Genomic DNA, 26,492 nt, shown 5'->3' with positions numbered 1-26,492 from the left:
ATAAGTGGGATTTAAAAATCGCCTTTCTTATACATATGCGCCATGCGTTCATGTTTGGTTTTTAAATACTCGGCATTAAAAGGATTTAAACCGACAGTGAGCGGCACACGGTCAACCACATCAATGCCCAGTTCTTGTAGTGCCTGAATCTTTGAAGGGTTATTGGTAATCAGTTTAACCTGCTTGACCTGTAAATGGTCCAGCATGATGGTACACATGTCATAGTGTCGTGCATCCGCGGGCAAGTTCAGCATCAAGTTGGCATCAACCGTATCGTGTCCCTGATCTTGCAGGGCATAGGCACGAATCTTGTTGGTTAGTCCAATACCGCGACCTTCCTGACGTAAATACAGAATCACGCCTTGACCGACTTCATTAATCAGTTTCTGGGTGGCTTGCAGTTGCGGGCCGCAATCGCATTTCAGTGAAGCAAAGGCATCACCGGTTAAACACTCAGAATGTATTCTCACCAATACCGGTCCGACAGGCGGCATATCCAGACCTTTAGACAGTGCTACATGTTCTTCACCCGTTTTAGGATCTTGAAATACCGTGATTTTAAATTCACCAAAAGCGGTTGGTAATCTTGAAGTCGCGACAAATTCTATGGGCACTGCTTAACTCGTTAAATAGTTTATTAATTAGCTAAAGTATAGCTGAATGATTGGACATTAGTTGAATTGTAAAGATGAATTTATGCAGAAGATTTTCTTTTTTGTATAAAGCGAACGATAATGGTTGATAAATAGTAAGATTATTCAGGATAATCTCGCTCATGAACAAACACCCAGTGTAGAGATTTGCCTCTAAACTGCATCGCTAGAAATGTGGCTGATTTAAAGGTGATACAATTCGATCATTATGCTCGAATAAACCCATTGACCTAGCTTAGGATTTGCCAGGCTTTAGAAGGCTTCGCCATTTATGTTGTATACAGAAATACCGACTCACCGACCTGTAACTCCGTTGCTGAATGCGATTGATCATCCGCAACAATTACGATTGCTCGAGCGCAGCCAACTAGAACAAGTGGCAGATGAGTTACGTCAGTACATTTTGTATGCAGCAGGACAAAGCGGTGGACACTTTGGTGCTAACCTGGGAGTGATCGAACTCACTGTGGCTTTGCACTATTGTTTTAATACGCCGCATGACCGTCTGATCTGGGATGTGGGTCATCAGGCCTATCCGCATAAAGCTTTGACTGGTCGCCGTGAACAGTTGACCACCATTCGTGCCAAAGACGGTTTGGCTGCTTTTCCTGCACGTGAAGAATCGATATTCGATACTTTTGGCGTGGGACATTCTTCAACAGCTATTTCTGCGGGATTGGGCATGGCACTGGCACGCCGTTATCAGAACGATCCGTGTGAAGTGGTGTCGATCATTGGAGATGGTGCCATGACGGCCGGTATGGCCTTTGAAGCCATGAATGATGCCGTTGCACATGATGCAGATTTAATCGTGGTACTGAATGACAATGACATGTCTATTTCGTGCAGTACCGGTGGATTTGCCAAACATTTGGCAGCTATCTGGGAACGTGGCGAATCGGTGAATGTTACTGATGAGGGTGATGCATATATCCAGCCGCATCCGGAATGGACTTACAATTCTCGTTTGCACTGTGCTGCCACTGAAGCTGCAGATAATCTGTTTAAAGCCATTGGTTTTGACTATTTTGGCCCATTTGACGGCCATGATGTCAATCAATTGGTACAGGTATTTAATGCCCTAAAAAAACGTAAAGGTCCGCGTTTAATTCATGTCTATACCAAAAAGGGTAAAGGATTTGCGCCTGCGGAAGCCGATCAGATTAAATACCATGCCATCAGTAAATTAAATACTGTATCTTCAAGCAATGCAGCACCGAAATATTCCGATGTGTTTGGACAATGGCTCTGTGATGAAGCTACCCAAGATCAGCGTTTGCTGGCGATTACGCCGGCTATGTGTGAAGGTTCGGGCATGGTGCAGTTTGCCAAACAGTTCCCGGAACGCTTTTTTGATGTGGCGATTGCCGAACAGCATGCCGTGACCTTGGCGGCAGGGATGGCCTGTGAGGGCTTAAAACCGGTGGTAGCGATTTATTCGACTTTTCTGCAACGCGGTTATGATCAGCTGATTCATGATGTGGCCTTGCAAAATCTGGATGTCACTTTTGGCATCGACCGTGCCGGGCTGGTGGGTGAAGATGGCCCAACCCATGCCGGTGCTTATGACTATGCCTTTATGCGTACTGTACCTAATATGGTCATTATGGCGCCTAAAGATGAAAATGAATGTCGTCAGATGCTGCATACCGCTTATTTATACAATGGTCCAGCGGCGGTACGTTACCCGCGTGGCAATGGTGTAGGGGTTGAAATTCAGCAACAAATGACGGCTTTGGAGATTGGTAAAGCAGAAATTGTGGCCAGTTTTAATGAATTTCAAGAAGAGCAGATCAGCATTCTGGCATTCGGTAGCCGTGTCAGTGTCGCGGTAGAAGCAGCACAAACACTCGCCGCTAGTCATGAGGTGGGGGTGCGTGTGGTGAATATGCGCTTCGTTAAACCGCTGGATGAGCAGATTATTGAACAGCTTGCTGCGACAACCAGTCTATTTGTCACTGTTGAAGAACATGCCGTGATGGCAGGCGCAGGCAGTGCGGTAAACGAGTATTTGGCGCAGGCACAAATTGTAAAACCAATCTTGAATTTGGGGCTGGCAGACATCTTCATGCACCAGGCTTCACATGCACAGATGTTGCAACAAGCCGGGCTGGATGCCAAAGGAATTGAAAAATCAGTTGAATTGGCCTGGTCAAAGCTTGTGCAGTCGGTGTCCTGATCAATTTAAAAAATTTTAGAAACATTTTTTCCCTAAAAGCCCTCGTATTTGTTAAAATGTGAGGGCTTTTATGCATTATTCTTTATCAATATCTTCAAATTTGTAGTGGGTGTTCAATGGAACCTATGGTGGTGATGGCTGCGCGTGCGGCTCAATTAGTTGGTCAAGAGCTTTTAAAAGCGCATCAAAATCGTCATAAACTCGATCTACAAGTCGAAGAAAAAGGGATTGATGGTCCGGTAACGCGTGTAGACCGTTATTTGGAACAATTGACTATCGATACGCTACGTAAAAGCTATAAAAACCACAGCTTCCTTGGTGAAGAGTTTGGTCTGCAAGAAGGTAAAGGTCACGACGCCGAATGGTGCTGGGTGATCGACCCGCTTGATGGAACTTTAAACTTCATTAACGGTTTCCCGCATTTCTGTATTTCTATTGCTGTTCAGCACAAAGGTGTGACTCAACACGGCGTGATTTATGACCCTGTAAAAGATGAGTTATTCTCTGCCAGTCGTGGTCGCGGTGCCATGTTGAATCAACGCCGTATTCGCGTAAATGTCAAAGACAGCCTGCAAAATACTTTCCTTGCCGTAGGTCATGCTTACCGTGCTAAACGTAACGGTGAAGTGATCTCTTATGCAAAAAACCATTTTGAGTCATTATTGAACGTGACTGAAGCGGGTGCACAATACCGTCGTGCAGGTTCTGCTGCATTAGATTTGGCTTATGTTGCTGCAGGCCGTTTGGATGGTTATTTTGAACTGGGTCTGAAACCGTGGGATATCGCTGCAGGCGAGCTCATCGTGAAAGAAGCGGGTGGTACTGTAGTGGATGCACGTGGTGGTGCCGATTCTATGGAAAATGGTCAAGTACTTGCTTGCTCTATGAAAATGCTTAAGCCTTTAATGCAAGCTGTTGTTCCGGCTTGGGGTGACGCAGCGAAGTAAGATCGATTGAATCGAGTGACATGACAAAAAAGCTCTCCTTGCGAGGGCTTTTTTTATTTCTGGATTAAATTCCTGATTCAATGAAAATGCCGGATAGCGTCTATTTGCCCGCATTTTTATCCAGATAAAGCGTTACAATATTACCTGTTTAAAAATTAAACAAAATTAAGTTGTAAAATAGACTGTTACTGAAAAAAACAGTATGTATGCATCATTTGATCGAAAAAAATGATTACTTTTTTAAATGGTTCTGTTATTATGCCGGCACGCACTTAAATTTCCGTTCTTTACCTGAACATTATCTTCTAATCATTGTATGCGCGTGCTGTCCATAGAGAGGACATATCCTTCGCGCCCCAATCGCTTAAGCGATTCCTTCAGGTTTGCGGCCGTAATCATGCGTGCGTTATATCCACATCGTCGTTATTCGGATCGCTGCTGAATCCTTATTTTTTCAGCTCTAATTGCTGTGCCGCTTTTTGCCGATGTCCATATTGTAATTTATTAAATGGAGCACCCATTTCAGGGTGAATACTCTCTATGAGCAAAACTTTTGCTGATTTTTCCCTCGATGAGTCATTAACACAGGCTCTTGAAGGTTTAGGCTTTACTACGCCAACTCCTGTACAAGAACAAGCGATTCCTGCTGCGCTTGAAGGTAAAGACCTTTTAGTATCAAGCCAAACCGGTTCTGGTAAAACAGCTGCATTCTTGCTTCCAACTTTGAATGCACTTGCAAATCAAGATACTTTCGTACCGTTTAAAGAACGTATGAAAGCAATTACTCAACCATCTATTTTGGTAATTTCTCCGACTCGTGAGCTTGCACAGCAAGTATGTCAGGATGCGATTGCCTTGGTTCGCCATATGAAAGGCGTACGTGTAGCTGCAATCATGGGTGGTATGCCTTTTGGTAAACAAATCCAGCAGTTAAAAGGCGCACAGGTTGTTGTAGCGACTCCAGGTCGTTTACTTGACTTGGTTAACCGTCGTCAAATTAAACTCGACAAAGTTGATTCATTAATTGTTGATGAAGCTGACCGTATGCTGGATCTTGGGTTCTCTGAAGATCTAGAAGCCATTGGTGATTTGGCTGCAAACCGTAAGCAAACACTTATGTTCTCTGCGACTTTTGCACCACGTATCATTACACTTGCAGAACGCATGATGAATGATCCGATGCGTATTTCGATTGAAACTGGTCACTCTACAAATACTGATATTACTCAGACTTTGCATTGGACTGACGGTTTCGAACATAAGAAAAAACTTCTTACTCACTGGTTGAACGAAGAAGACGTTGATCAAGCAGTCGTATTTGCTTCTACTCAAGAAGACACAGATATGTTGGCTGAAGAACTTGCTGAAGCAGGTTTATCCGTTGTAGCACTTCATGGTGCGATGCCACAAACTGTTCGTAACCGTCGTTTACGTAGCATCCGTGAAGGCCGTGCTAAGATTCTGGTTGCAACTGACGTTGCTGCACGTGGTCTTGACGTACCAACCATTTCTCACGTAATTAACTTCGGTCTCCCAATGAAGAACGAAGACTATGTACACCGTATTGGTCGTACTGGCCGTGCCGGTCGTACTGGTAAAGCAATTACTTTAGCGACTTACCGTGAACGCGGTAAAATTCGTGCGCTAGAAGACTTCCTTGAAGCACGTTTGAACGTATCTGAAATTGAAGGTCTTGAGCCATCTCCACCTCCTGCACGCGGTAGTCGTGATGGCGGCGGTCGTGGTCGTGGCGGTCGTGATGGCGGTGGTCGTGGTCGTGGTGGTTTTGGCGGTCGTGATGGCGGTGGTCGTGCACGTTTTGAAGGCGAAAGTAACTTCAAACGTCGTGAAGGCGGTGATGATCGTCCACGTCGCAGCTACGATGACAAACCACGTGGCGAACGTCCAGCATTCGGTGGAGAAGACCGTCCACGTCGTGAATTCAATAGCGACCGTCCACGTCGTGAAGGTGGTTTCGGTGATCGTCCACAACGCAGCTTTGGCGGTGAAGATCGTCCACGTCGCGAATATAATGGCGACCGTCCACAACGTAGCTTTGGCGGTGAAGATCGTCCACGTCGTGAAGGTGGTTTTGGCGACCGTCCACAACGTTCTTTTGATGACCGTCCGAAGCGTGATTTCGGTGATCGTCCAGCTCCACGTCGTGAAGGTGGTTTTGGCGACCGTCCTCGTTCTAACGATGACAACCGTGGTAACCGCGTAGACTATAAACCAGCAGGTGATCGTCCACGTCGCGAATTCAATGGCGACCGTCCACAACGTAGCTTTGGTGATCGTCCACAACGTTCGTTTGGTGATGATCGTCCTAAGCGTTCTTTCAGTGAAGATCGTCCTAAACGCAGTTTTGGTGAAGATCGCCCACGTCGCAAATTTAACGACTAATAACGTTAGATTTGGGTAGTAAAAAACCGGTGGAAACACCGGTTTTTTTATGGGATTAATCTTTGATCTTGTTGAGTAGAAATGTATACTGGATCATAGTTTGTCTTGATTCTGTTAAATATGAATAATGAATCTAATTATTATGTTTGGAATTTTAATCAAGAGGTGATTATGCCTTATATTGGTTTAATTTTATTACTCATCAATATTGCATACTATATCTATAATAGCTTTCTGTAACACAGTATCCTGTTTGTTAAAATAATTGCACCACAATTAAATAATTAAAAAATTATGGTAAATCGGTTGCTTTTTACCTAAAGGTAACATTTTAAACCCGAATCCTTTATAGTATGCATGCTGAAAAAATGCAGGAAAACCCTCAGCTATGAATAATCAAATACCTCAGCAAGCTCAATCTTGGATTGAAGTCCATGATTTGAGTTTTAAACGAGGGAAACGTGTCATTTTCGATAATGTCAGTTTAAAAATTCGGCGTGGCCAGATTACCGCGATTATGGGGCCTTCAGGTACGGGAAAAACCACTTTGCTGCGTCTGATTGGTGGTCAGTTGACGCCTGAGCACGGTGAAATTCTCTTGGACGGCAAAAGTATTGCAGATATGTCACGTCAGGAATTATTTGCTGCACGTGCACGTATGGGTATGCTATTCCAAAGCGGTGCACTGTTTACCGATATGAGCGTCTATGAAAACGTGGCTTTTCCGTTACGTGCACATACGCAACTTTCGGAACATCTGATTGCCGAGCTGGTGGCACTCAAACTGGAAGCGGTAGGCTTGCGGGGTACTGAAAAGCTGATGCCTTCAGAGCTGTCAGGCGGGATGAACCGTCGTGTGGCCTTGGCTCGCGCCATTGCACTGGATCCGGAGCTGATCATGTACGATGAACCTTTTGCCGGCCAAGATCCGATTGTAAAAGGGGTTCTCGCCCGTTTAATTCGTACCTTGCGTGAAGCACTGGATTTAACCACGATTATTGTGTCGCACGATGTGGGAGAAACCCTATCTATTGCCGATTACATCTATATTATCGCGGAAGGGATTATTCAGGGTGAAGGCACGCCGGCTGAATTAATGCAGCATGAATCGGCATTTGTTCGTCAGTTCTTAACCGGTGCTGCTGAAGGTCCTGTCGATTATCAGTTTAGCCATACGGCTTATTTAAGTGATGAGGTGCGTTCATGAATGCTATTGCCTCATTAGGTAGACGCGTTATTGAACGCGTTCAGGGGATAGGGGTGGCAACCCAGATGTTGCTGCAAATCCTGTTTTCCATGCCGACCTGGCTCGGGGTTAAGCTGTTTATTTACCAAATGTACCGTATTGGTGTGATGTCTTTATTGATTATTGCCGTATCGGGTTTATTTATTGGTTTGGTACTGGGCTTACAAGGCTATTCCATTTTGGTCAATATCGGCTCAGAAGCCATGCTGGGCACCATGGTGTCTTTAACCTTATTAAGAGAGCTAGCTCCTGTAGTGGCGGCATTGCTGTTTGCAGGGCGTGCCGGCTCGGCTTTAACGGCTGAAATTGGCCTGATGAAAGCCACAGAGCAGCTGGCCAGTATGGAAATGATTGGGGTCGATCCGCTAAAGCGTATTGTTTCCCCGCGTTTATGGGCCGGTATTGTCAGTCTGCCGATGTTATCGATTATTTTTGGTGCCATCGGCATCATGGGCGGTAAAATGGTCGGCGTCGATTTCTTAGGGGTAGATGAAGGTTCTTTCTGGAGTGGCATGCAAAATAGCGTGCAGTTCTATAAAGATATTTTCAATGGCACCATTATTAAAAGCCTGGTTTTTGCATTGCTTTGTACCTGGATTGCGGTCTATCAAGGCTATGCCTGTGTGCCAACGTCAGAAGGAATTGCAACATCAACTACGCGAACAGTAGTGTATTCCTCATTGTGTGTTTTGGGTTCTGATTTTGTGTTGACTGCGGTCATGTTTGGAGGTGTTTAATGAAATCACGTGCAAGTGAGTTGGCCGTAGGTATTTTTGTCATTCTTACCGGTATTGCGTTATTTTTCTTGGCCATGAAAGTCAGTGGCCTGATGGGAACCAACCTGCGTGACAGCTATAACATGACTGCAAGTTTTGATAATGTGAACGGTCTGAAACCGCGTGCCAAAGTGACCATGAGTGGTGTCACCATTGGTCGTGTTACCGATATTACCCTTGATCCGGTATCGCGTTTGGCAACGGTGTATTTCGAGCTGGATGGCAAGTTAACGTCTTTCAACAAAGAGCAGCTGAAAAAGGTTCAAGCCAATGCTTTGGAAGAATTGCGCTATAGCACAGAATACAGTGAAGCGGACCCTGCGAAACAAAAAGAAATGGAAAAGCAACTAGTTGTTAACATGAACTCCATCACCAGTATTGATGAAGATGCTTATATTATGGTGGCCACCAATGGCTTATTGGGTGAAAAATATTTGAAAGTGGTACCAGGTGGCGGCCTAAACTATATCAAACGTGGTGAAAGCATTGCCAATACCCAAGGCACCATGGATCTTGAAGATCTGATCAGCAAGTTCATTACTGGCGGTGCGGGCAAGTCATCAGCGAAAGCGGCGGAAGAAAAAACATCAACTGAATCAACAGAAGATGCGCAAACTTCATTTGTTGAATAATTTGGAGAGGAGAATTTAGTGAATACCTTACTTAAACATACACTTGGCATAAGTGTTTTATCAACAATGATGGCGAGTGCTGCTTTTGCACAACCAGCTGAAACTCCACCAGCTTTTGTAAAAAAAGTGGCGGATGGTCTGATTAGCCGTTTAAAAGCGGATCAGGCAAAATTGCAAAACAATCCTGCTGCAGTGAAAGCGATTGTGCGTCAAAACCTGGATCCTTATATTGATTCACAAGCCTTTACCCGTCTGGTGATGGGAACTTATGCGACCAATCAGTATAGTACGGCTGCTCAGCGTGCCAAGTTTGAACACAATTTTCGTGAAACTTTAATCGAAAATTACGGTACAGCGTTTGCTAAATATACCAACCAGACTTATAGCCTGCGTCCATATAAAGAAACCAATAGCAAAAATCCTGTGGTCACGATTGATTTTAACAACAAAGGTGAAAAAACTCCGGTATCTTTCCAGTTGGTGGATAAAGGCAATCAATGGAAAGTGCGTAATATCAATGTAGCGGGTATTGATTTAGGTTTACAGTTCCGTAATCAGTTTGCTGCAACGGTAAAACGTAATGGTGGCAATATCGATAAAGCTATTGCGAACTTCCAACCAGATGCATCTGTAAATAAAAAATAACTGGGAAGGGTGTTCAGTGATTCAATTCATTCATCAGGAATTGCAGGTTTCCGGCAAAATAGATTATGCCAATGCAGAGGACTATTACCAGCAAGGTTTGAAACTGATTCAATCGCAACATCAGTTTCCGGTGGTAGTCAATCTGGCAGAGCTGGAACAGGGCAGTACGCTGGCACTGGCAGTACTGGTGCGCTGGTTGCGTCAGACCCCGAAAGCTCAGGGTCTGCAATTTAAAGCAGTCCCTGAGAAAATGATGAAAATCATTCAGGCCTGTCATTTGCAAGATGATCTGCAACTGATTGGCTAAACCAATAAAAAAGCACCGGAAGGTGCTTTTTTATTGAGCTGAGCTTGTAAGAGATGATCCTAGCCAAAATAATGGACAGCATTTCCCTCTAAAGATAACGTAACGTTAACTTTGGAGATACACGCAGGCTATCTTGCGCAGCAGTGCTGCTCAAGTCCTGAATTTAAACAGCAAGCAATTGATTATGCACTTTCAAACTCACACGAATCTGTAGCTGCAATCGCCCAGAAATTAGGTGTTGGTTATTCAACATTGGATAAATGGATTCGTGAAACCAATCCGGCGGGTTCAAGCAAACGCCAACTTTCACCAGAACAACAGCGGATTTTAGAATTAGAGAAAGAAGTCAAACAGCTCAGGGAAGCCAATGACATCTTAAAAAAAGCGCATGTGTACTTTCTGACAGATCATGCCAAGAAAAGTACACGGTAATTCAAGATCTGGCTGTGAATGGAGTTACTGTATCTTCTGCCTGTAAATGCCTGCGTGTCAGCACTTCAGGCTATTATGCCTGGCGAAAACGCAAGGCCAATACAGCGCAGAAATATAATGACTTAAAAGCCGTATATTGGCAGCATCATGCACGATTGGGTGCACCTTCATTGGTACATGACATGCATGATTTAGGTTACAGCATGAGCGAACGAACCGTTGGAAGAATGCTGAAAAAGCTTGGTTTACGTAGCAGGATTTCGCGTAAATACAGGCATACGACAGATTCAAATCATCGTTTGCCTACAGCACCAAATCTGTTAGATCGCCAATTTACAGTCATTGAGCCTAATAAGGTTTGGACAACGGATATTACCTATATCCGTACCAAGCAAGGTTGGCTGTATTTATGTGTGATGCTGGATCTATTTAGTCGTCGTATTGTGGGTTGGCAAACCAGCCATCGAATAGACCGTCAATTGGTGTGTGATGCGTTTAACTATGCCATGGCTCGTCAGGGTTATCCAACGGGTGTCATGGTACATTCGGATCAAGGCTCACAGTACTGTAGTCGTGATTTTAGAGCGCTATTATTGACGAACCAGTGTATTCAAAGTATGTCACGCAGAGGGAACTGTTGGGATAATGCAGTAACCGAAAGCTTCTTTCATACATTGAAAGGTCATGTGATACATGGCAGTGTGTTTGCCACTCGAAAAGAGGCTAATGCTATATTGTTTGACTATATTGAGATTTATTACAATCGGGTCAGAAGGCATTCTGCAAACGGCTGGTTAAGTCCAGAAGCCTTTGAGCAGAAATATTGTAAGAATTTAGAGGGACTTGTTGTCCACGATACTGTCTAGGATCAAGATGAATATTGAGCAGTCCTCTCTCCCTCAGGGAGAGAGTTAGAGAGAGGGGATAAAATTAGAATTCTAGATTTCTTCCTGTAGCTAGATTGGCGAGTAAAGCAGCTTAGATAAGTAATGAAATTGATGGGATTTAAAATACCTCCCTCTAACTCCCTCCTAAAAGGAGGGAGAATATAAACCCATCAAATCCATTTCTTCCAGCGGAAATAGGCCAGCGGTCCAATAAAGAAAGCCGCTAAAATAATACTGACCATAATGAAGCTGGTGGTTCCTCGTGCAAAGGGCAGTACATCAGTATTCATGCCATACACACTGGCAACCAGCATGGGTGGTGCGAGCATGCTTGGCAAGATCGAGAAGCGACGGATGGTATCGTTCTGTTCGGTATTAATGAATCCCGAGGTGGTGTCCAGCAAGAACCGAACCTTCTGGAACAGGAAGGCATCATGTTCGACCAGAGATCGAACATCTTCGCTCAGTTCCCGAATATCGGCATCATAAATATGACTGCCCAACGCACGTGGACGGGACAAGAAAGTCAGGACACGGCGCAAATCGATTAAACACAATTGTGCTTTTCCAAGTATGTCTTCCAATTGTGCCAGACGGGTAATCATGTCATCCAGATCGAGAATCTGTTCACGATGACGGTTGTTGAGCACTTCGGTAGAGTACTTTTCCAGATCCTTGTGGATATCTTCCAGGATATCCGCAAGTTCATCCAGTTTGGCTTCCAGCAAGCCAAGCAAGACCCAGGTCGGGTCTTTATAGTCAATCTCATAGTCATTGCGGCGGGCACGGGCACGGAAAGCGCGAAAGGCCACCAGTTTTTCACCGCGCAGGGTAAACAGGTGTTGTTTATGCAAAATAAAGGCTACCGTTTGCACGGTTGCCAAAATACTCGAGTTGTCATCAGTTTCGCCATCGACCTGAAAATTTTTATTTTTTGTCAAAAAGTAGGTGCTGATATGTAAAATACCATCATCATCACGGTAAAATCGTGCCGATGAAGAAATATCTTCCAAGGATTTTAGCGTCGGTAAATTTTGCTCATAAGCATCTAAGACCCATTGTTGTTCTTCTTGTGATGGGGCAATGAGATCGATCCACACTAAATCCGGGTGGAGATCAAAACCACCATTGATGGTGGCATCTTCCAAACTACCGCGCTCTGTGGCGTAAAAGGCTTCAAGCATGCTGTCTTTTCCCTGCGCAGTATAGGTGAATTGATGGGTGTATTTTAGACAAGGAATTGAATAAAAACACTGATTCAATCGCTTTTTTATTAAAAAATCTCCTGAAAATTTACTTTATTAATATGACATCTGCAAAACAGGCTGAAACAATGACGAAATCGATCGCAATTTTTTGTGGCTCAGCTTTAGGTACCGATTCGATTTTTTTAGATACTGCACAAAAAGTGGGACAAACCCTTGCCCGGCAAGGTAAAACGCTGGTCTATGGCGGTGGCCGTTCTGGCTTGATGGGTATGGTGGCCGATAGTGCTTTACAGGCAGGCGGCAAAGTCATTGGGGTAATTCCAAGGGTGTTGGTGGATCATGAGCTGGCTCATCCGCATTTAACCGAATTGCATGTGGTGGCCAATATGCATGAACGTAAAACCAGGATGTCGGAACTTTCTGATGCCTTTATTGCCTTGCCGGGTGGTGCAGGTACGCTGGAAGAGATTTTTGAGCAATGGACCTGGTCACAGCTCGGTATTCATTTAAAGCCCTGTGCATTTTTAAATGTGGCCGGATTTTACGATGATTTGCTGAAATTTATTCAGTTGACCACAGTAAAAGGTTTTACCCAGCCACGTTTTTCAGACAGTATGATTGCTTCGGATTCCATTGAAGAGATTTTGCAACAATTTGATGCTTTTCGAGCGCCACAACCGAAATGGGGTATGGCTGATCAAGAAATTTTGGTGAAACATGCATGAATATCATTACTGTGGCGGCGGCCATTATTTTAAATGATCAACAGCAACTGTTAGTGGTGCGTAAACGTAACACGTCCTGCTTTATGCAGGTGGGTGGCAAGCTTGAACCCCATGAGCCACCCGAAATCACAATGCTGCGTGAAATTCAGGAAGAAATAGGCTGTCGGGCCTCGATTGAGCAATTCATCGGTCGTTTTGAAACTGCCACTGCCAACGAGCCGGATCATCAGCTGGTGAGTTATTTGTATTATGTGACTTTAGATCACGCACCGAAAATTGCCGCAGAAATTGCCGAAATGAAGTGGGTCGATCTGGAGGCTCAAACTACCCCATTAGCACCTTTAACCCGTGAAATTGTCATGCCGTGGGTGAAGCGGTTTTTAACAGAAAGCATGATGTCCTGACTGGTAAAAGGATTTTTCCCTCAAGGATGAGCCGACACTTCTCAAGGAGATAAGGGGGAAATCAGTATGTCCTTTCCAAAGATTAAATCTCTGCACTGGCAATACAGGCTGCATAAACTTTTTGACAGCCTAATGCTTCAAGTTTCTGTTTTAAAGCATGTAGCGAACTGCCGGTCGTGACTACATCATCCAGCATCAGCACTTTGCGGTAACGCACACGGGTCTTTGTGGCAATCACAAACTGCTGGTCAATCTGATCCAGCCGTTCGATCCGGCTCAAGCCTTTTTGCGAATGTTGGGCCAGTCGTGCAACCGGTTGCCAGACTGGAATATTCAGCTGTTTTGCCAGGAGTTTCGCAAGCACCAAAGACTGGTTATACCCCCGTTCTGCCAAACGCTGATGGGAAATGGGCATCGGGACAATGGCTTGGATTTTGGGAAGTTTGAGACCGATAAGTGAGCCAGTAAGCAGATTTTGAAAGTGCAGCTGTTGTTCATATTTGAATTTTTGAATAATACGGTCCATCGGATAGGCATAATGACAGGCCACCTGAATCTCCATTTCCTGTCGTCGGATGGTCTGTTTCAACCAGGGCAATTGTTGCCAGCAATCTGTACAGACTGAATGATGACGTTGCTGGTCTATGCCACAAAGTACACAGGGGAAAAGGCTCTGCATGGCTTTGTGCAGTAAGGGGTGAATCAATTGCAGCATGTTTTCTTCTTCTTTTTATTTAACTTTATTTTGCACAGTTTATTGGTGGTTTCAAGATCGGCAGCATCCATGCCACTTATACGATAATAAATAACCGATTCAGCCGGTTATTTTATAGGTGTCTTACATTATTTTTATACATAGGCATAGCGAGGGGCTTCAGGTAACCAGCGTTTTAACAGGGCTTCTGCATTGTCTGGATAGTCTTTTAAGATTTGCTGCGCGACATAATGTGCCTGATTCAGCAAATGATCATCACGTTCTAACTTGGCGACCCGAAAGCCCATGTCCCCGGTTTGTTTTGTGCCGAGCAATTCACCCGGCCCGCGAATTTCCAGATCCTTTTCGGCAATGATAAAACCGTCATTGGTTTCACGCATAATGCGCAGCCGTTCCTGTCCATTTTGCGAAAGCGGATTTTTATATAGCAAGGCACAGAAACTGGCAGTCGCACCACGACCGACCCGACCGCGTAACTGATGTAACTGTGAAAGTCCCAAACGTTCGGCATTTTCAATTACCATGATGGAGGCGTTTGGTACATCCACGCCAACCTCAATGACCGTAGTGGCAATCAAGAGTTGCAGCTGATTGTCTTTAAACTGTTGCATTACGGATTGTTTTTCATCGGCTTTCATTTTGCCATGCACCAGACCAATGTTGAGCTGAGGAAAACGTTCCTTAATTTCCTGATAAGTCGCTTCAGCAGCCTGTGCATCCAGCGTTTCCGACTGTTCTACCAACGTGCAGACCCAGTAAGCCTGTTTGCCTTCAGCACAATTGCTAGCAATACGCTGTAGCACTTCTTCACGGCGGTCTAAAGGAATGGTGACGGTCTGAATCGGGGTACGGCCGGGCGGCAGTTCGTCAATCACCGAGGTATCCAGGTCACCATAAGCAGACATGGCGAGTGTGCGGGGAATCGGGGTGGCGGTCATCACCAGTTGATGCGGGGTTGTATTGTTGACGCCTTTATTACGAAGAGCCAGTCGCTGATCGACCCCAAAGCGATGCTGCTCATCAATAATTACCAGGCCGAGTTTGGCAAATTCGACATTTTCCTGAAACAGGGCATGAGTACCTACCACCAGATTGGCCGTGCCTTGTTTAATGGTTTGCTCAGCTGCTGCACGAGCTTTGCCTTTCTGTTTGCCTGAAAGCCAGGATACATTCAGACCTAAAGGCTCAAACCATTTTTTAAAGTTCAGATAATGCTGTTCCGCCAGGATTTCCGTTGGTGCCATCAGTGCCACTTGCCAGCCTTCTTCCAGCGCATGACAGGCAGCAACGCCAGCCACCAGTGTTTTACCAGCACCCACATCACCCTGAACCAGACGTAGCATCGGCTTGTTTTGTTTTAAGTCCTGCATAATTTCTTTGGAGACCCGTTTTTGTGCACCGGTCATTTCAAAAGGCAAGCCAGCCAATAACTGCTTGGCAAAATTTTTACTTGGGCTAAAAGAGGGGGCGGCAATCTGCTGGATATAGGCACGCCGTGAGAGCAGACTGATCTGATGGGCCACCAGCTCTTCAAAAATCAGCCGCTGCTGGGCCGGATGAGAACCTTGCGCCAGCTGTAGCATATTGGCATCCAGTGGCGGTTCATGAATATATTGCAGTGCCTGTTTTAGCGCATAACCATTGGTGAATTTTTCCGGCAATAATTCGGGCAGCTCATCACTATGCTGTTTTAGTGCCTGTTTAACATATTCACGCAGCTTGGGCTGGGTTAAACCTTCTGTTGCTGGATAAATGGCAGTAAGCTGGGTTTTCGGTAGGGGCGTATGTTCGGTAATCAGCTGAATTTCAGGATGATACAGTTCCAGACCACGTGCACCGACACGAACTTCACCAAAAATGCGCAAGCGGTTGCCGACTTTGGCCCGATCGGTCAGGGCTTTATAGACATGGTAAAAACGCAAGGTGACTTTGCCAAAGTCATCCTGGAGCTGTATGGCCATGGATTTACGTTTTCCGGGTGGAAAATCAACCCCTTTCACAATACCTTCCAGCAAATAACTGCGCCCCACGACCAATTGGTTCATGGAGATGATCGTGCTACGATCTTCATAATCACGCGGTAGATGAAACAGCAAATCATCTGTCGTAAAAATATTCAGTTTTTCCAGTAGTGCAGCAGAGGCAGTTCCTACCCCTTGCAATTGATGGACTGCAGCCATTCGCCCTCAACTTGAGTTAAATCATCAGGTGCTTAATGCATATATTATTTATAGGTTATGGTCAAACATCTACCCGGGTTGCTAAACAATTATTTCAGCAAGGGCACCAAATTACCACAATCAGCCAAAGTCCGAAAACTGATGTTTATGCAAATCATCTAATTCAGGATGTGCATCAGCTTTATTTGACTCATCTTGAACCTGTGGATTGGGTCTATGTTTTATTGTCGCCGTCACAAAGTTCTGTGGAAGGCTATCAGCAGACTTATGTCGATTCAGTGGCTCCGATTGTTCAAGCCTTAAAGTCCCATCCAGTGCAAAAAATTGTGGTGGTGTCGTCAACTCGGGTTTATGGTGAAAATGCGGGCGAGCGGATTGATGATGAATCTGCTCTTCAGCCTGTGGATGAGCAGGGCAAGTTACTCTGGAAAATGGAGCAACTCTATCAACAGGCATTCACTGAACGCTGTGTGGTGATCCGTCCTACAGGAATTTATGGCACGTCCGTGGCAAGGATGATCAAGCTGGCTGCAACGACCCAAAACTATCCTCAAATTCACTGGTCTAACCGGATTCATATCGATGATCTGGCGCGATTCCTGGCGCAACTGATTCACGTGGAACATCCAGAACCGTCCTATATTGTCACCAATAATCAGCCTGTACCTTTACATGAAGTGATTCAGTGGTTTCAATGGCAATTGGATTTAGCTGAACTGGCCTTAGAAAGTCAAAAAGAAACGGGGAAACGGATTTATGCGATGCGCATGGTGGAAACTGGATTTCAGCTAGAGCATGAGGATTGTTTTGGGGATTATGCAGAATTATTAAAGACGGAGTGAATGTCACCTTGATATTTGAAATTCCTCCTCCCTATGGGAGGAGTTTAGGAGGAGTGTTCTTTAATTAACCTCTCCCTAGCCCTCACTTACGCTTTATAATAGCTTAGAAGTGTATTAATAGACCTCTCCCTAACCCTCTCCTTTCAGGAGAGGGAATACTTAAGACTCTTATTTCTTCTTCCGTTTCAAACGGCGTTTCGCTTGCTGCGCCGCAACGGCATCCAAAGCTTCTTTTAACTCTTCATCGCTGAAGGCAGTAATGTGCTGAAGCATCTGCAAGGTCACATCATCCAGTACCAGATTGGCGTACTGAGCCACGTTTTGGAAGTTCTCGTCAAACACAATGGCGTTATCTTCATTGTTACGGATATAGCCCTGCTGAGTCAGCACTTTAATGAAACTCTGGAACAGCGATTTATCAAAGAACTCCGGTGAGTTGAATTCATACAATACCGACAGACGTTGACCAACCAGATGACTGAGCTCTTCCACCTGACGGGTAGAGATGTTGCCTGAACCACGCTGGGTGATTAAAGTCAGGGTCATATAGTAACGCTCCAGACTTTGCATCACAGGTGCAGCAAGCACTACCAGCTGATTGTGATCTTCTGAATTTGGTGCAGGGGAAAGCAGGTTGCCCTCGCTATCTTCAGCAATCAGTTTCGCCTGAATCAGCGCTTCTGCATAAGCACAGATCTGATCTTTCAGCTCTTCATCTTGCCATTTCAGGAACAGTTCCGCTTTTAGGAATGGATAAAGGGTGCGGATGACATTGATCAAATCGCCACGGCGAATCGAACCATTATGTTCAACCAGCGCAGCAATCAGTGACGGCAACACGAAGGCATGCAGAATGTTGTTACGGAAATAAGTCAGCAATACTGCCTGATTGTCTTCAATGGCAATGATATCACCTAGGACATGCTTCACACGTTTAATCAGTTTCAATTTTAAACCGTATGCAATAATTTCCTTGCCTGAAAGCGGTGTTACCTGAGTACGTGCATCATAAGGCAATGCAGTCAATAGCTTACGGTAGGCATCCAGTTGCTTGATGCAGATTTCTTCATCCAGCGTATGTTTAGGCGTAGCCAATAGAATTAGCGAAAGCAGCGATACCGGATTGATCACCACAGCACGGTTAATGTTTTCCAGAATCGCATGCGCAGCACTGTTTACTGTATCAGACACTTCTTGCGGAATCGGATCATCATTCTTGGCAATTTTAATATTTTCCGCACCATGCTGTTTCAGCATGTCATCGAGGAATACCGGCTCACCAAAGTTCACATGCACCTGGCCAAAGATACGTTCGATTTTGCGCAGGGTTTTTAAAATGCCCATGATTGATTCGGATTCTTTGTCTTTACCATTCATTTCGCCGACATAGGTGGCACCTTCCATCAGGCGTTCGTAGCCAATATAGGTCGGTACAAACACGATCGGTTTGGAACGGCCACGCAAATGCCCGTGAACCGTCATGGCCAGCATACCGGTTTTTGCTGGCAGCAAACGTCCCGTGCGTGAACGACCGCCTTCAATAAAGTATTCCAGTGGGGTGTTACGGGAAAGAATGTTGAATAGATATTCTTTAAATACTGTGGTGTACAGACCATTACCACGGAAAGTACGGCGAATAAAGAAGGCACCGCCACCACGCAATAATTGTCCGACAAAAGGCATGTTCAAGTTATCGCCGGCAGCAATGTAGGGCACCATCATGCCGCGTTTATAAATCACATAAGACAGTAATAAATAGTCAATATGACTGCGGTGACAAGGGGTATAAATAATCTCGTAGTCTTTGGCCAGTTCCCGCACGGTACTGAAATTATGCACTTCAACGCCATCATAGAGCTGGGTCCATAAACGGGTTAGCGCCATATCGGCAAAACGTACGGCCGAATGTGAATAGTCCGATACAATCTCGTTTAAATAGCCAATAGCACGACGTTCAGCTTCAATCATGCTGATTTTGCCACGGATGCTTTCACGACGGATGGCATCCTGCACATCAGTAGATTTGATTAGTGAATGCATCACATTGCGGCGATCTGAAAGATCCGGGCCGAGCACGACTTCACGCTGACCATCTAAATAGTTGTTTAGTTTGTTAAGAATATACGTTGCAGGTGACAGGTTTGGATGGGTCTGTTTGGCAAATTCGATCAGCTGGCGTAAAGACTGGCCCTGATGGAATTCCAGATAGGATTGGCGACCATGCAGGCCAATATTCACCAGCTGTTTAACGGTACCTGGTGTTGCCCAGGTGTCGGTAAATAGCAGTTTCAGCCAGGAATCTTCTTTGTCTGGTGAACGTCCCCATAATACGGTAACCGGAATCAGTTCAATATCAACCTGAGGATGATGTTCCAGAATGTCGATCAGGCGCAATAAGCGTGGCGGAAAGGCATGCAGTGGCGGATTGAGTAAATTGTTTTCATCATGATGCTGCAAGAACAGTACTGATGCTTTTTCTTTATGATCACCCACCACCAGCGGATCTAATGCCGGTGACAGTTTCAGACGGCGGGTTTCGCCATCGACAATCAGTGCATTGCTACGTGAATAATTTTGTAATACATAGCACACCACTTTTTGCTGAACGGGATGCTCTGTCCGGGAATTTACTTCTGTAGCTGTCGGTTCAGTAGGAACCTCACCAAGAACATGTGGGGTTACCACCAGGTCAAGCAGCTTACTGGAAAGCTGACGATAGATTTGACCAAAGCCACTCTTGGACATACATACTCCTACTTAAATGACCGAAACCACAGATTTTCTGAGGGGAAATAGTTTTGTAGTATTGTAATTGAAAACAATATGTCATTTTCTGACAAAATGCATATTGAGTGTTAAATTTTATCGTTAAAAATCGTATTTTTAGCGAATATTCAGCACAAATCGCGTGACAGACCAGTCAGTTGAACTGTAGGGCTTTAGTCGGGATTTGTGGCAGAATAGCAATTATAGCTTAGCTGATTGATTGAAATTTTTCGCCTAGATTTTAGGTATCCCACATTAAAACAGGTTGCTTATGAATGCCTTAACCCAAGAGCTGGTTGAATTACTAAGTCTTGAAAAAATTGAAGAAAATATTTACCGGGGGCAAAGCCGTAATCTGGTCGGTAAGCGGGTCTTTGGTGGGCAGGTGTTGGGGCAGGCCTTACGCGCGGCATCCTATACCGCAGATCGTCCGGCACATTCATTACATGCCTATTTTTTATATGGCGGAGATGTCAACGCACCGATTATTTATGAAGTGGACCGATTGCGTGATGGCAAGAGTTTTGTCAGTCGTCAGGTGCGTGCCATTCAGCATGGGCGGACGATTTTTACCGCCATGATTTCATTTGCCAGCCCGGAAGAAGGCTTGAATTATCAAATCTCCGAGCCGGAATATCCTGCGGTTGAAGACCTGAAAAGTGAAGCAGAGCTCAAAGCACAGCTGGTCGAATTTGTGCCGGAAAATGTGCGTGCCAGTTTTATGCGTGACCGTCATGTGGACATTCGTCCGGTCAATCCACAAAATCCATTCCAGCCACAGCCTGAAGCCCCATCATACGCTCACTATATCCGCACCCATGGTCAGATTTCCCAGAAGGTCGATGAAATTTCATTGCATCAGGCTATTGCGGCTTTCTACTCGGACTTTACCTTAATGACTACGGCTTTACGTCCACATGGTTTAAGTTATATTTCTCCGAGTCTGCAATGTGCCAGCATTGACCATGCCATGTACTTCCATAAGCCATTTCGTGTTGATGAGTGGATGCTCTATGATATGGAGGCCACCATTAGTGCCAGTTCGCGCGGACTGAATTTTGGCCGTATGTGGCAAAATGGCGAGCTAGTGTGCAGCACCACTCAGGAAGGTTTGATCCGCTTGCGTGAAATTGAAACCCAATAAGGCTCAAAATGGCATAAAAAACCGGAGCTGCTGTCCGGTTTTTTATGCTTGTCTTGATCATTGTGATTTAGTGGCAGCGAGGGATATCCTCGGAGATGTCTTTATGGCAGCCATGGTTTGGATGGGCAAATGCCAAGGGAATATGCAGAAGTAGCACGGTCATAAGCATGATTTTTTTCATATTGATTCTCTTTTAATTATTGGCTGAATGCGTATTTATTCATAAGCAGATTTTATGCCATCAGTTTAACGAAGTGTTGATGATTCAGACTAAGTGAGCCGCTGGCTTTTATTCATTTATGCTGAGCTTGTGACAAAAAATTCCTCGATTCTAAAAATAGGCCATGGCATAGTGCCTGACAGGACTTAATGATAAAAAGCATGTCGTGATGAGCTTAAATACACAAATATTGATTGCTGCGATTTTAGGGGTGGCATTCGGGTTTCTGTTAAACTTGTTTCCAAATACCCAGTTTTTCGATATCAGTCTCTATGGTTTGGGTCTGGCCAGCAGCATTTTTATTGGTTTATTAAAAATGCTGCTGATTCCCCTGATTTTCAGTTCGATTGTGGTCGGCGTTTCGAACTTGCAGGCCGGTGGACAGTTGGGGCGAGTCTGGAAAATCACTCTACTGTGCTGTGTGACCACCACCACCTTGGCGCTCATTTTAGGCTTAAGCTGTGCCCATTTGTTTAATGTGGGCAAGGGTGTGGATATCGTGATGTTTCAGGATGCCATGAACAGTCATCAAACGCCCGATACCTTAACGCCATCGTCCTTCTTCACCAATTTTATTCAAAATACCCTGATTAATCCCTTTAAAGCCTTTGCTGAAGGCAATGTGCTGGCGGTAGTAGTATTTGCCCTGTTTATTGGCGTGGCTCTGGTCAAAGGCGGAGATAATTTCCGCAGTGTACGCAAGTTAAGCCTGCAATTTTTTGACATCATGATGCTGATGATTAGCTGGGTGATGAAGCTGGCACCGCTTGGTATTTTTGCCTTACTGGCAAAACTGATTTCAACTGAAGACATTTCCGTATTAAGCCGTCTGGCCGAGTTTGCTGCCGTGGTGACCGGAACGACCATTTTCCATGGTGCAGTAGTATTGCCTTTGTTGCTATGGATTTTTGGCAAGATGAGTCCGATCACTTTCTTTAAAGGTACACGCGCTGCGCTGATTACCGCATTTGCCACCAGTTCCAGTTCGGCTACCATGCCACTGTCGATGAAATGCGCGCAGGAAAATTTAAAGGTACGTCCACAAACCGCAGGCTTTGTCATTCCTTTGGGCACTCAGCTGAACATGGATGGCACGGCGCTGTATGAAGCTGCGGCAGCACTTTTTATTGCCAACCTGATGGGGCTGGACTTAAGTTTGGGCCAGCAACTGGTGGTCTGTGCAACCGCCATGATTGCCTCGCTGGGTGCGCCGGGTATTCCAAGTGCCGGTATGGTGACCATGATTATGGTGCTGCAATCAGTCGGTTTACCGGCAGAAGCCATTGCCATCTTACTGCCGATTGACCGTTTGCTGGATACCGTGCGTACCGTGGTCAATGTTCAGGGCGACATGATGATCAGTGTCGTGGTCGATCGTTATAGCCGTGAAGCGCAAGTTGATTAGTCTAGTTCCAAGCTGGGATTAAATACAATTTCCCAGACATGACCATCGGGATCTTGGAAATAACCCGCATAGCCGCCGTAAAAGGTAGCTTGTGCGGGTTTAATGATTCTGGCACCGGCATGTGCTGCTTGAGCCATGACCTGATCAACTTCCAGTGGGCTATAGACATTTTGCCCTAAGGTCATTTGCGTGGCACACATCGGCGTCAGTTCCAGTCCGGTATCCTGTTGAATGCTGCTTTGTGGCCATAAAGCGAGTTTCAGGCCTGACTGTAGTTCAATAAAGGCCACCGCACCATATTCAAATTCCTGACCCGTGATTCCTTCACAGTGTAGACCCAAACCTTCACGATAAAACTGTAATGATTTTTCCAGATCGCGTACCCCAAGAGTAATGACTGAAATCCGTGCTTGCATAGGGTTGTCCTTATTGTTGTTTTCCTGGACTTTTATCTTAGAACAAATCAAAAGCAGGACATAAAGCCCGACTGTGTGGAAATTGTATACAGAAATTTTAGTGTTATATGGATGATAAAAAGGACTAGGTCACTTTGGGCAGATGAATAGGATTGCTCATGAATCAGCTGAGTTTGATGTTCCTTAAACGGGAGAGAAGTTTCATCATACTGTCCTTATTATTTTTCTGTGCAGTACTGTACTTGAGCTTAAGGTCAGTATGAAAAAATGTCCCGCATTGTGATGAGCAATACAGGACACTGCAATATCAATGGATGAGGATTTTTGTCAGACAGACCCGATCAATCCGCTTGTCGGCTCTGATCAGTGGCATCTTCGGCAATTTCAGTCTCGCATTCTTCCTCTGCCAGTTCTAAAGATTCGAGTGGTTCATCCAGATCATCAAGACTGGCTGCAGGGATGCTGTCTAGATCAAATTGGCTTGATTGCTCAAGGGTGAAGTTCAAACGGCCACCCATCACACTGGCCAGCTCTTCGAGGCCTTGCTTGTTGAGAGATGAAAACAATTGAATGGAGAAATCCAGCTTCATTTTTTTCAATGCCGCTTTCACTTCTTGCAATGCTTTGGATGCCGGTCCACGATTCAGTTTGTCTGATTTGGTCAGCAAGACATGCACGAACAATTTACGTGAGTAGGCCCATTCCAGCATCATCACGTCAAAATGTTGCAGCGGATGACGGATATCCATCAGCAGCACCAGACCTTGCAAACTCTGACGATGAATCAGGTAGTTTTCCAATTCTTTTTGCCAGACAATTTTCATTGCTTCAGGTACAGCTGCATAGCCATAACCCGGCAAATCGACCAGACGCTGCTCTGGATTGCCAAGGCTGAAGAAGTTAATCATTTGGGTACGGCCCGGCTTTTTAGAGGCACGTGCCAGCTGTTTCTGGTTGGTTAAGGCATTAATCGCACTTGACTTGCCGGCATTGGAACGTCCGGCAAAAGCAACTTCATAACCGGTATCTTCAACGCAAAGGCTCAGCTTTGGCGCGCTCATCAAAAATTCGGCTTTACGCAACCAGTTCAATGCGCGAACAGAGTACTCAGTAATGGCAGGATCAACTTTTTTCTCATAGCTGATCTTTTGCTTAGGCGCATGGGCTGTCTTACTGTTTTTCGATTTTCCTCTGCTGTGATGCATAACTCAACTTCAATAAATGATCTACAAGCGAACATTATAAAGGAAGTCGTTCGGGCAAGCGAACTTTGCAAGCGCAGGAATTAGAGATTGATCATCTGGATTGGAGATTGAGTGGTGTATTTGGCTGCCGGAGAGTTATTTAAAACCTGAGCCAGGGTGTATTGATCTAGGCTTAGATAAAACTGTTCCACTGCCTGATCGAGAAAGCCTTTTAGTCCGCACTGAGAACGCAGTACGCAGGGTGGGGTATTGCATTCGACAATCTGGTTTTCACCTTGCAGGATGCGTACGACTTGACCCAGGTTCAATTCAAGAGCCTCAGGGTTGAGTCCAATCCCGCCGCCTTTGCCTCGCGTGGTAATCAGCCAGTTCTGTTTGCTCATAAAATGCACAATTTTCACTAAATGGTTTTTAGACACATGCAAGTCTTGGGCAATTTCTGCAATGGTATAAGGCATATCCCGTGGCTGGGCAATATACATTAAGATACGCAAAGCATAGTCGGTGAATTTATTTAATTGCATGATCGTGCTGATATTTTTCAAAAAATGAATAGATAAGGGCTAGTCTAGCATAACTAGACCAGCCCCTCTTTATTTTATGCTGACCCAGCAGGCTAGTGTTTTACGCCACCTGTGCCAAAGGCTTCACTGTGAATGTTTTCAGCAGGGATGCCGCGAGCAACCAGCACCTTTTGCTGTTCAGCCATAAATGGCATTGGACCACACAGATAGTAGTCGGCATTGACAGGTAACAATGCGCTATCTAGGGTGCTTAAGTCCAGGCGACCGGCAACATCATAATCTTCACCTAATTTATCGCCTGAATGTGGGAACTCATAAGCGGTAAATGTGCTAAGACGAGGATATTTTGCTTTCAACTCCTGAATATGTTGATGCATTGCATGCACTTGTTTGCTACGGCAGGCATGGATAAAGGTCACAGGCTGTGGCATATCCAGAGTCACCAGCTGATTCAGCATGGCAATCATTGGCGTTAAACCTACACCGCCACTGATGAACACATTACGTTTATTTGGGTCGATCAGGTAGAAATTACCTGTTGGTGCAGAAACTTCAATTTCTGAACCTTCTGGCAAGCTATGTAGGGTGTTCGACACCCAACCTGGAACCATATCGCCTTTTTGATCTTCACGTTTTACCGAGATACGTAAATAATCCGCTTGTGGGCAAGTGGAAAGCGTATATTGACGAGGCTGTTTCAAGCCAAGTTCTTCAACGAAAACACGTACTGAAATATATTGGCCGGCTTCGTATTTCGGCAATGCGCCGCCATCGACAGGTTGAAGATAGAAAGAGGTGATTTCATCGCTTTCAACGACTTTATTGGCAATCTTGAAGTTACGCCAGCCTAACCAACTACCTTTGGTTTGTTGATGCTGATCGTAAATGGCTTTTTCAGTGCTGATGAACAGGTCTGCCAGTTGACCATAAGCTGCTGCCCAAGCGCCAATGAGTGGATCGTCCATTGAAATGCTTAGAACTTCACTGATGGAATGAAGCAGGTTTTCACCAACAATATTATAGTCAGGGGCTTGAATGTTCAGGCTAACGTGTTTGTGTGCGATTAACTCAACTACAGGCAAAAGCACAGAAGGATCTTCAATGTTTTCAGCATAAGCCAACACGGCGCCTGCAAGAGCTTGTGCCTGTGCACCACTGCGCTGGTGCCCCATATTAAATGTTTCTTTTAGATCTGGATTATTGCCCAACATACGGTTATAAAAATAACCAGTTAATGCTACGCCATTTTCACGGAGTACAGGAACAGTGGCTTTTACTAGGTCAATTTGCTGCGGAGTCATGTTTGATCTCTCATGGCTGTTATTTATAAGATGTATTCAAAATACATGTTATAAAATCTTTTTACAACACCTATTTTTGGTTAAACCATAAAAAAATTATGGAATATAAGAATATCCGATGGTTTGATTGCTTTTGATTTGTAAACCAGATTATTTTCTGCCATTAGTAAATCTTCTAAATAGCGGACTATTTTGCCCGGTCGAGCCTCCTAAGTTGCTTGTAGCACGGGTGGCAAAAGTATAGGCAGTATCTTGAATCAGCTTTTTATACTGTTGTGCGGGGCGTGCAGCATGTTTTTTCTGCTCTAGTGTTAGGTGCTGTTATTGGCG

General features: G+C 45.0%; 23 protein-coding genes. 14 read left to right on the top strand and 9 right to left on the bottom strand.

The window, feature by feature from the left end; translation table 11 throughout:
* Positions 1 to 11: 11 nt before the first annotated feature.
* Positions 12 to 614, bottom strand: coding sequence for a GTP cyclohydrolase II (gene ribA, locus FTU91_RS01485; protein WP_166168681.1), 603 nt, complete (start codon positions 612 to 614; stop codon positions 12 to 14).
* A gap of 310 nt (positions 615 to 924) precedes the next feature.
* Here ribA and dxs point away from each other — a divergent pair, with 310 nt between their 5' ends.
* The 9 genes from dxs (at position 925) to FTU91_RS01440 (ending at position 11,086) form a co-directional block, all read left to right on the top strand.
* Positions 925 to 2,832, top strand: coding sequence for a 1-deoxy-D-xylulose-5-phosphate synthase (gene dxs / locus FTU91_RS01480; RefSeq protein ID WP_180080510.1), 1,908 nt, complete (start codon positions 925 to 927; stop codon positions 2,830 to 2,832).
* Between the two features lie 116 nt (positions 2,833 to 2,948).
* Positions 2,949 to 3,779 carry an inositol monophosphatase family protein gene (locus tag FTU91_RS01475; protein ID WP_166168685.1) on the top strand — a complete coding sequence of 277 codons (831 nt, stop codon included), beginning with the start codon at positions 2,949 to 2,951 and terminating at the stop codon, positions 3,777 to 3,779.
* A gap of 540 nt (positions 3,780 to 4,319) precedes the next feature.
* Complete coding sequence (locus FTU91_RS01470; protein ID WP_180080507.1) at positions 4,320 to 6,182, top strand: DEAD/DEAH box helicase; 1,863 nt, start codon at positions 4,320 to 4,322, stop codon at positions 6,180 to 6,182.
* Between the two features lie 388 nt (positions 6,183 to 6,570).
* Complete coding sequence (locus FTU91_RS01465; RefSeq protein ID WP_086195794.1) at positions 6,571 to 7,389, top strand: ABC transporter ATP-binding protein; 819 nt, start codon at positions 6,571 to 6,573, stop codon at positions 7,387 to 7,389.
* Positions 7,386 to 8,165 carry a lipid asymmetry maintenance ABC transporter permease subunit MlaE gene (gene mlaE, locus FTU91_RS01460; RefSeq protein ID WP_166168689.1) on the top strand — a complete coding sequence of 260 codons (780 nt, stop codon included), beginning with the start codon at positions 7,386 to 7,388 and terminating at the stop codon, positions 8,163 to 8,165. Before FTU91_RS01465 ends, mlaE begins: the two co-directional genes overlap by 4 nt.
* Positions 8,165 to 8,836 (top strand): outer membrane lipid asymmetry maintenance protein MlaD, encoded by a 672-nt coding sequence (locus FTU91_RS01455; RefSeq protein WP_086195792.1) that lies wholly within the window; start codon positions 8,165 to 8,167, stop codon positions 8,834 to 8,836. The genes mlaE and FTU91_RS01455 overlap by 1 nt, the downstream gene beginning before the upstream one ends.
* Positions 8,837 to 8,854: 18 nt before the next feature.
* Positions 8,855 to 9,481, top strand: a complete 627-nt coding sequence (locus FTU91_RS01450) for a phospholipid-binding protein MlaC (RefSeq protein WP_086195791.1) — start codon at positions 8,855 to 8,857, stop codon at positions 9,479 to 9,481.
* A 16-nt stretch (positions 9,482 to 9,497) separates the two neighbouring features.
* Complete coding sequence (locus tag FTU91_RS01445; protein ID WP_086195790.1) at positions 9,498 to 9,788, top strand: lipid asymmetry maintenance protein MlaB; 291 nt, start codon at positions 9,498 to 9,500, stop codon at positions 9,786 to 9,788.
* Between the two features lie 117 nt (positions 9,789 to 9,905).
* Positions 9,906 to 11,086, top strand: a protein-coding gene (locus FTU91_RS01440) for an IS3 family transposase (RefSeq protein WP_180080614.1) whose coding sequence is annotated in 2 segments (ribosomal slippage) — positions 9,906 to 10,161 and positions 10,161 to 11,086 — 1,182 coding nt in all. Because the reading frame shifts where the segments join, the coding sequence is not laid out codon by codon here.
* A gap of 191 nt (positions 11,087 to 11,277) precedes the next feature.
* Here the strand turns inward: FTU91_RS01440 and FTU91_RS01435 are convergent.
* Positions 11,278 to 12,291 (bottom strand): CorA family divalent cation transporter, encoded by a 1,014-nt coding sequence (locus tag FTU91_RS01435; protein WP_086195789.1) that lies wholly within the window; start codon positions 12,289 to 12,291, stop codon positions 11,278 to 11,280.
* Between the two features lie 149 nt (positions 12,292 to 12,440).
* On the opposite strand from FTU91_RS01435, the gene FTU91_RS01430 reads away from it, so the two are divergent.
* Both FTU91_RS01430 and FTU91_RS01425 read left to right on the top strand, forming a co-directional pair.
* Complete coding sequence (locus FTU91_RS01430; protein WP_166168693.1) at positions 12,441 to 13,040, top strand: TIGR00730 family Rossman fold protein; 600 nt, start codon at positions 12,441 to 12,443, stop codon at positions 13,038 to 13,040.
* Positions 13,037 to 13,444: an NUDIX domain-containing protein gene (locus tag FTU91_RS01425; RefSeq protein WP_180080504.1), complete on the top strand. Its 408-nt coding sequence runs from the start codon at positions 13,037 to 13,039 to the stop codon at positions 13,442 to 13,444. Before FTU91_RS01430 ends, FTU91_RS01425 begins: the two co-directional genes overlap by 4 nt.
* An 82-nt stretch (positions 13,445 to 13,526) precedes the next feature.
* On the opposite strand, the gene FTU91_RS01420 is transcribed toward FTU91_RS01425, so the two are convergent.
* Together FTU91_RS01420 and recG are read right to left on the bottom strand one after the other, a co-directional pair.
* Positions 13,527 to 14,159, bottom strand: a complete 633-nt coding sequence (locus tag FTU91_RS01420) for a ComF family protein (RefSeq protein WP_180080501.1) — start codon at positions 14,157 to 14,159, stop codon at positions 13,527 to 13,529.
* 134 nt (positions 14,160 to 14,293) lie between these two features.
* A complete protein-coding gene (gene recG / locus FTU91_RS01415) occupies positions 14,294 to 16,339 on the bottom strand; it encodes an ATP-dependent DNA helicase RecG (RefSeq protein ID WP_180080498.1) in 2,046 nt (681 codons plus the stop codon).
* Between the two features lie 35 nt (positions 16,340 to 16,374).
* Here recG and FTU91_RS01410 point away from each other — a divergent pair, with 35 nt between their 5' ends.
* A complete protein-coding gene (locus FTU91_RS01410; protein ID WP_180080495.1) occupies positions 16,375 to 17,181 on the top strand; it encodes a sugar nucleotide-binding protein in 807 nt (268 codons plus the stop codon).
* Between the two features lie 168 nt (positions 17,182 to 17,349).
* Here FTU91_RS01410 and plsB read toward each other — a convergent pair whose 3' ends face one another.
* The gene (plsB, locus tag FTU91_RS01405; RefSeq protein WP_180080492.1) at positions 17,350 to 19,926 is read right to left on the bottom strand and encodes a glycerol-3-phosphate 1-O-acyltransferase PlsB; all 2,577 of its coding nucleotides are present in this window, start codon (positions 19,924 to 19,926) and stop codon (positions 17,350 to 17,352) included.
* Between the two features lie 292 nt (positions 19,927 to 20,218).
* Here plsB and FTU91_RS01400 point away from each other — a divergent pair, with 292 nt between their 5' ends.
* Together FTU91_RS01400 and FTU91_RS01395 are read left to right on the top strand one after the other, a co-directional pair.
* A complete protein-coding gene (locus FTU91_RS01400; RefSeq protein WP_086195783.1) occupies positions 20,219 to 21,091 on the top strand; it encodes an acyl-CoA thioesterase II in 873 nt (290 codons plus the stop codon).
* A 389-nt stretch (positions 21,092 to 21,480) separates the two neighbouring features.
* A complete protein-coding gene (locus FTU91_RS01395) occupies positions 21,481 to 22,716 on the top strand; it encodes a dicarboxylate/amino acid:cation symporter (RefSeq protein ID WP_180080478.1) in 1,236 nt (411 codons plus the stop codon).
* Here FTU91_RS01395 and FTU91_RS01390 read toward each other — a convergent pair.
* The 4 genes from FTU91_RS01390 to hmpA all read right to left on the bottom strand — a co-directional run bounded on the left by FTU91_RS01390 (position 22,713) and on the right by hmpA (position 26,162).
* Positions 22,713 to 23,132 carry a VOC family protein gene (locus FTU91_RS01390; RefSeq protein WP_180080475.1) on the bottom strand — a complete coding sequence of 140 codons (420 nt, stop codon included), beginning with the start codon at positions 23,130 to 23,132 and terminating at the stop codon, positions 22,713 to 22,715. The genes FTU91_RS01395 and FTU91_RS01390 overlap by 4 nt on opposite strands.
* Positions 23,133 to 23,473: 341 nt before the next feature.
* Complete coding sequence (gene yihA, locus FTU91_RS01385; RefSeq protein ID WP_086195780.1) at positions 23,474 to 24,337, bottom strand: ribosome biogenesis GTP-binding protein YihA/YsxC; 864 nt, start codon at positions 24,335 to 24,337, stop codon at positions 23,474 to 23,476.
* Positions 24,338 to 24,417: 80 nt separating this feature from the next.
* The gene (locus tag FTU91_RS01380) at positions 24,418 to 24,861 is read right to left on the bottom strand and encodes an Rrf2 family transcriptional regulator (protein ID WP_180080472.1); all 444 of its coding nucleotides are present in this window, start codon (positions 24,859 to 24,861) and stop codon (positions 24,418 to 24,420) included.
* 92 nt (positions 24,862 to 24,953) lie between these two features.
* Entirely contained in the window at positions 24,954 to 26,162 is a 1,209-nt protein-coding gene (gene hmpA / locus FTU91_RS01375; protein WP_180080469.1) for an NO-inducible flavohemoprotein, read from the bottom strand.
* Positions 26,163 to 26,492 lie beyond the last annotated feature (330 nt).

Origin of the sequence: Acinetobacter sp. YH12201 (genome assembly GCF_013418145.1) — a bacterium.
Lineage (GTDB): Bacteria > Pseudomonadota > Gammaproteobacteria > Pseudomonadales > Moraxellaceae > Acinetobacter.
This window is presented reverse-complemented; position numbering and strand designations above follow the sequence as displayed.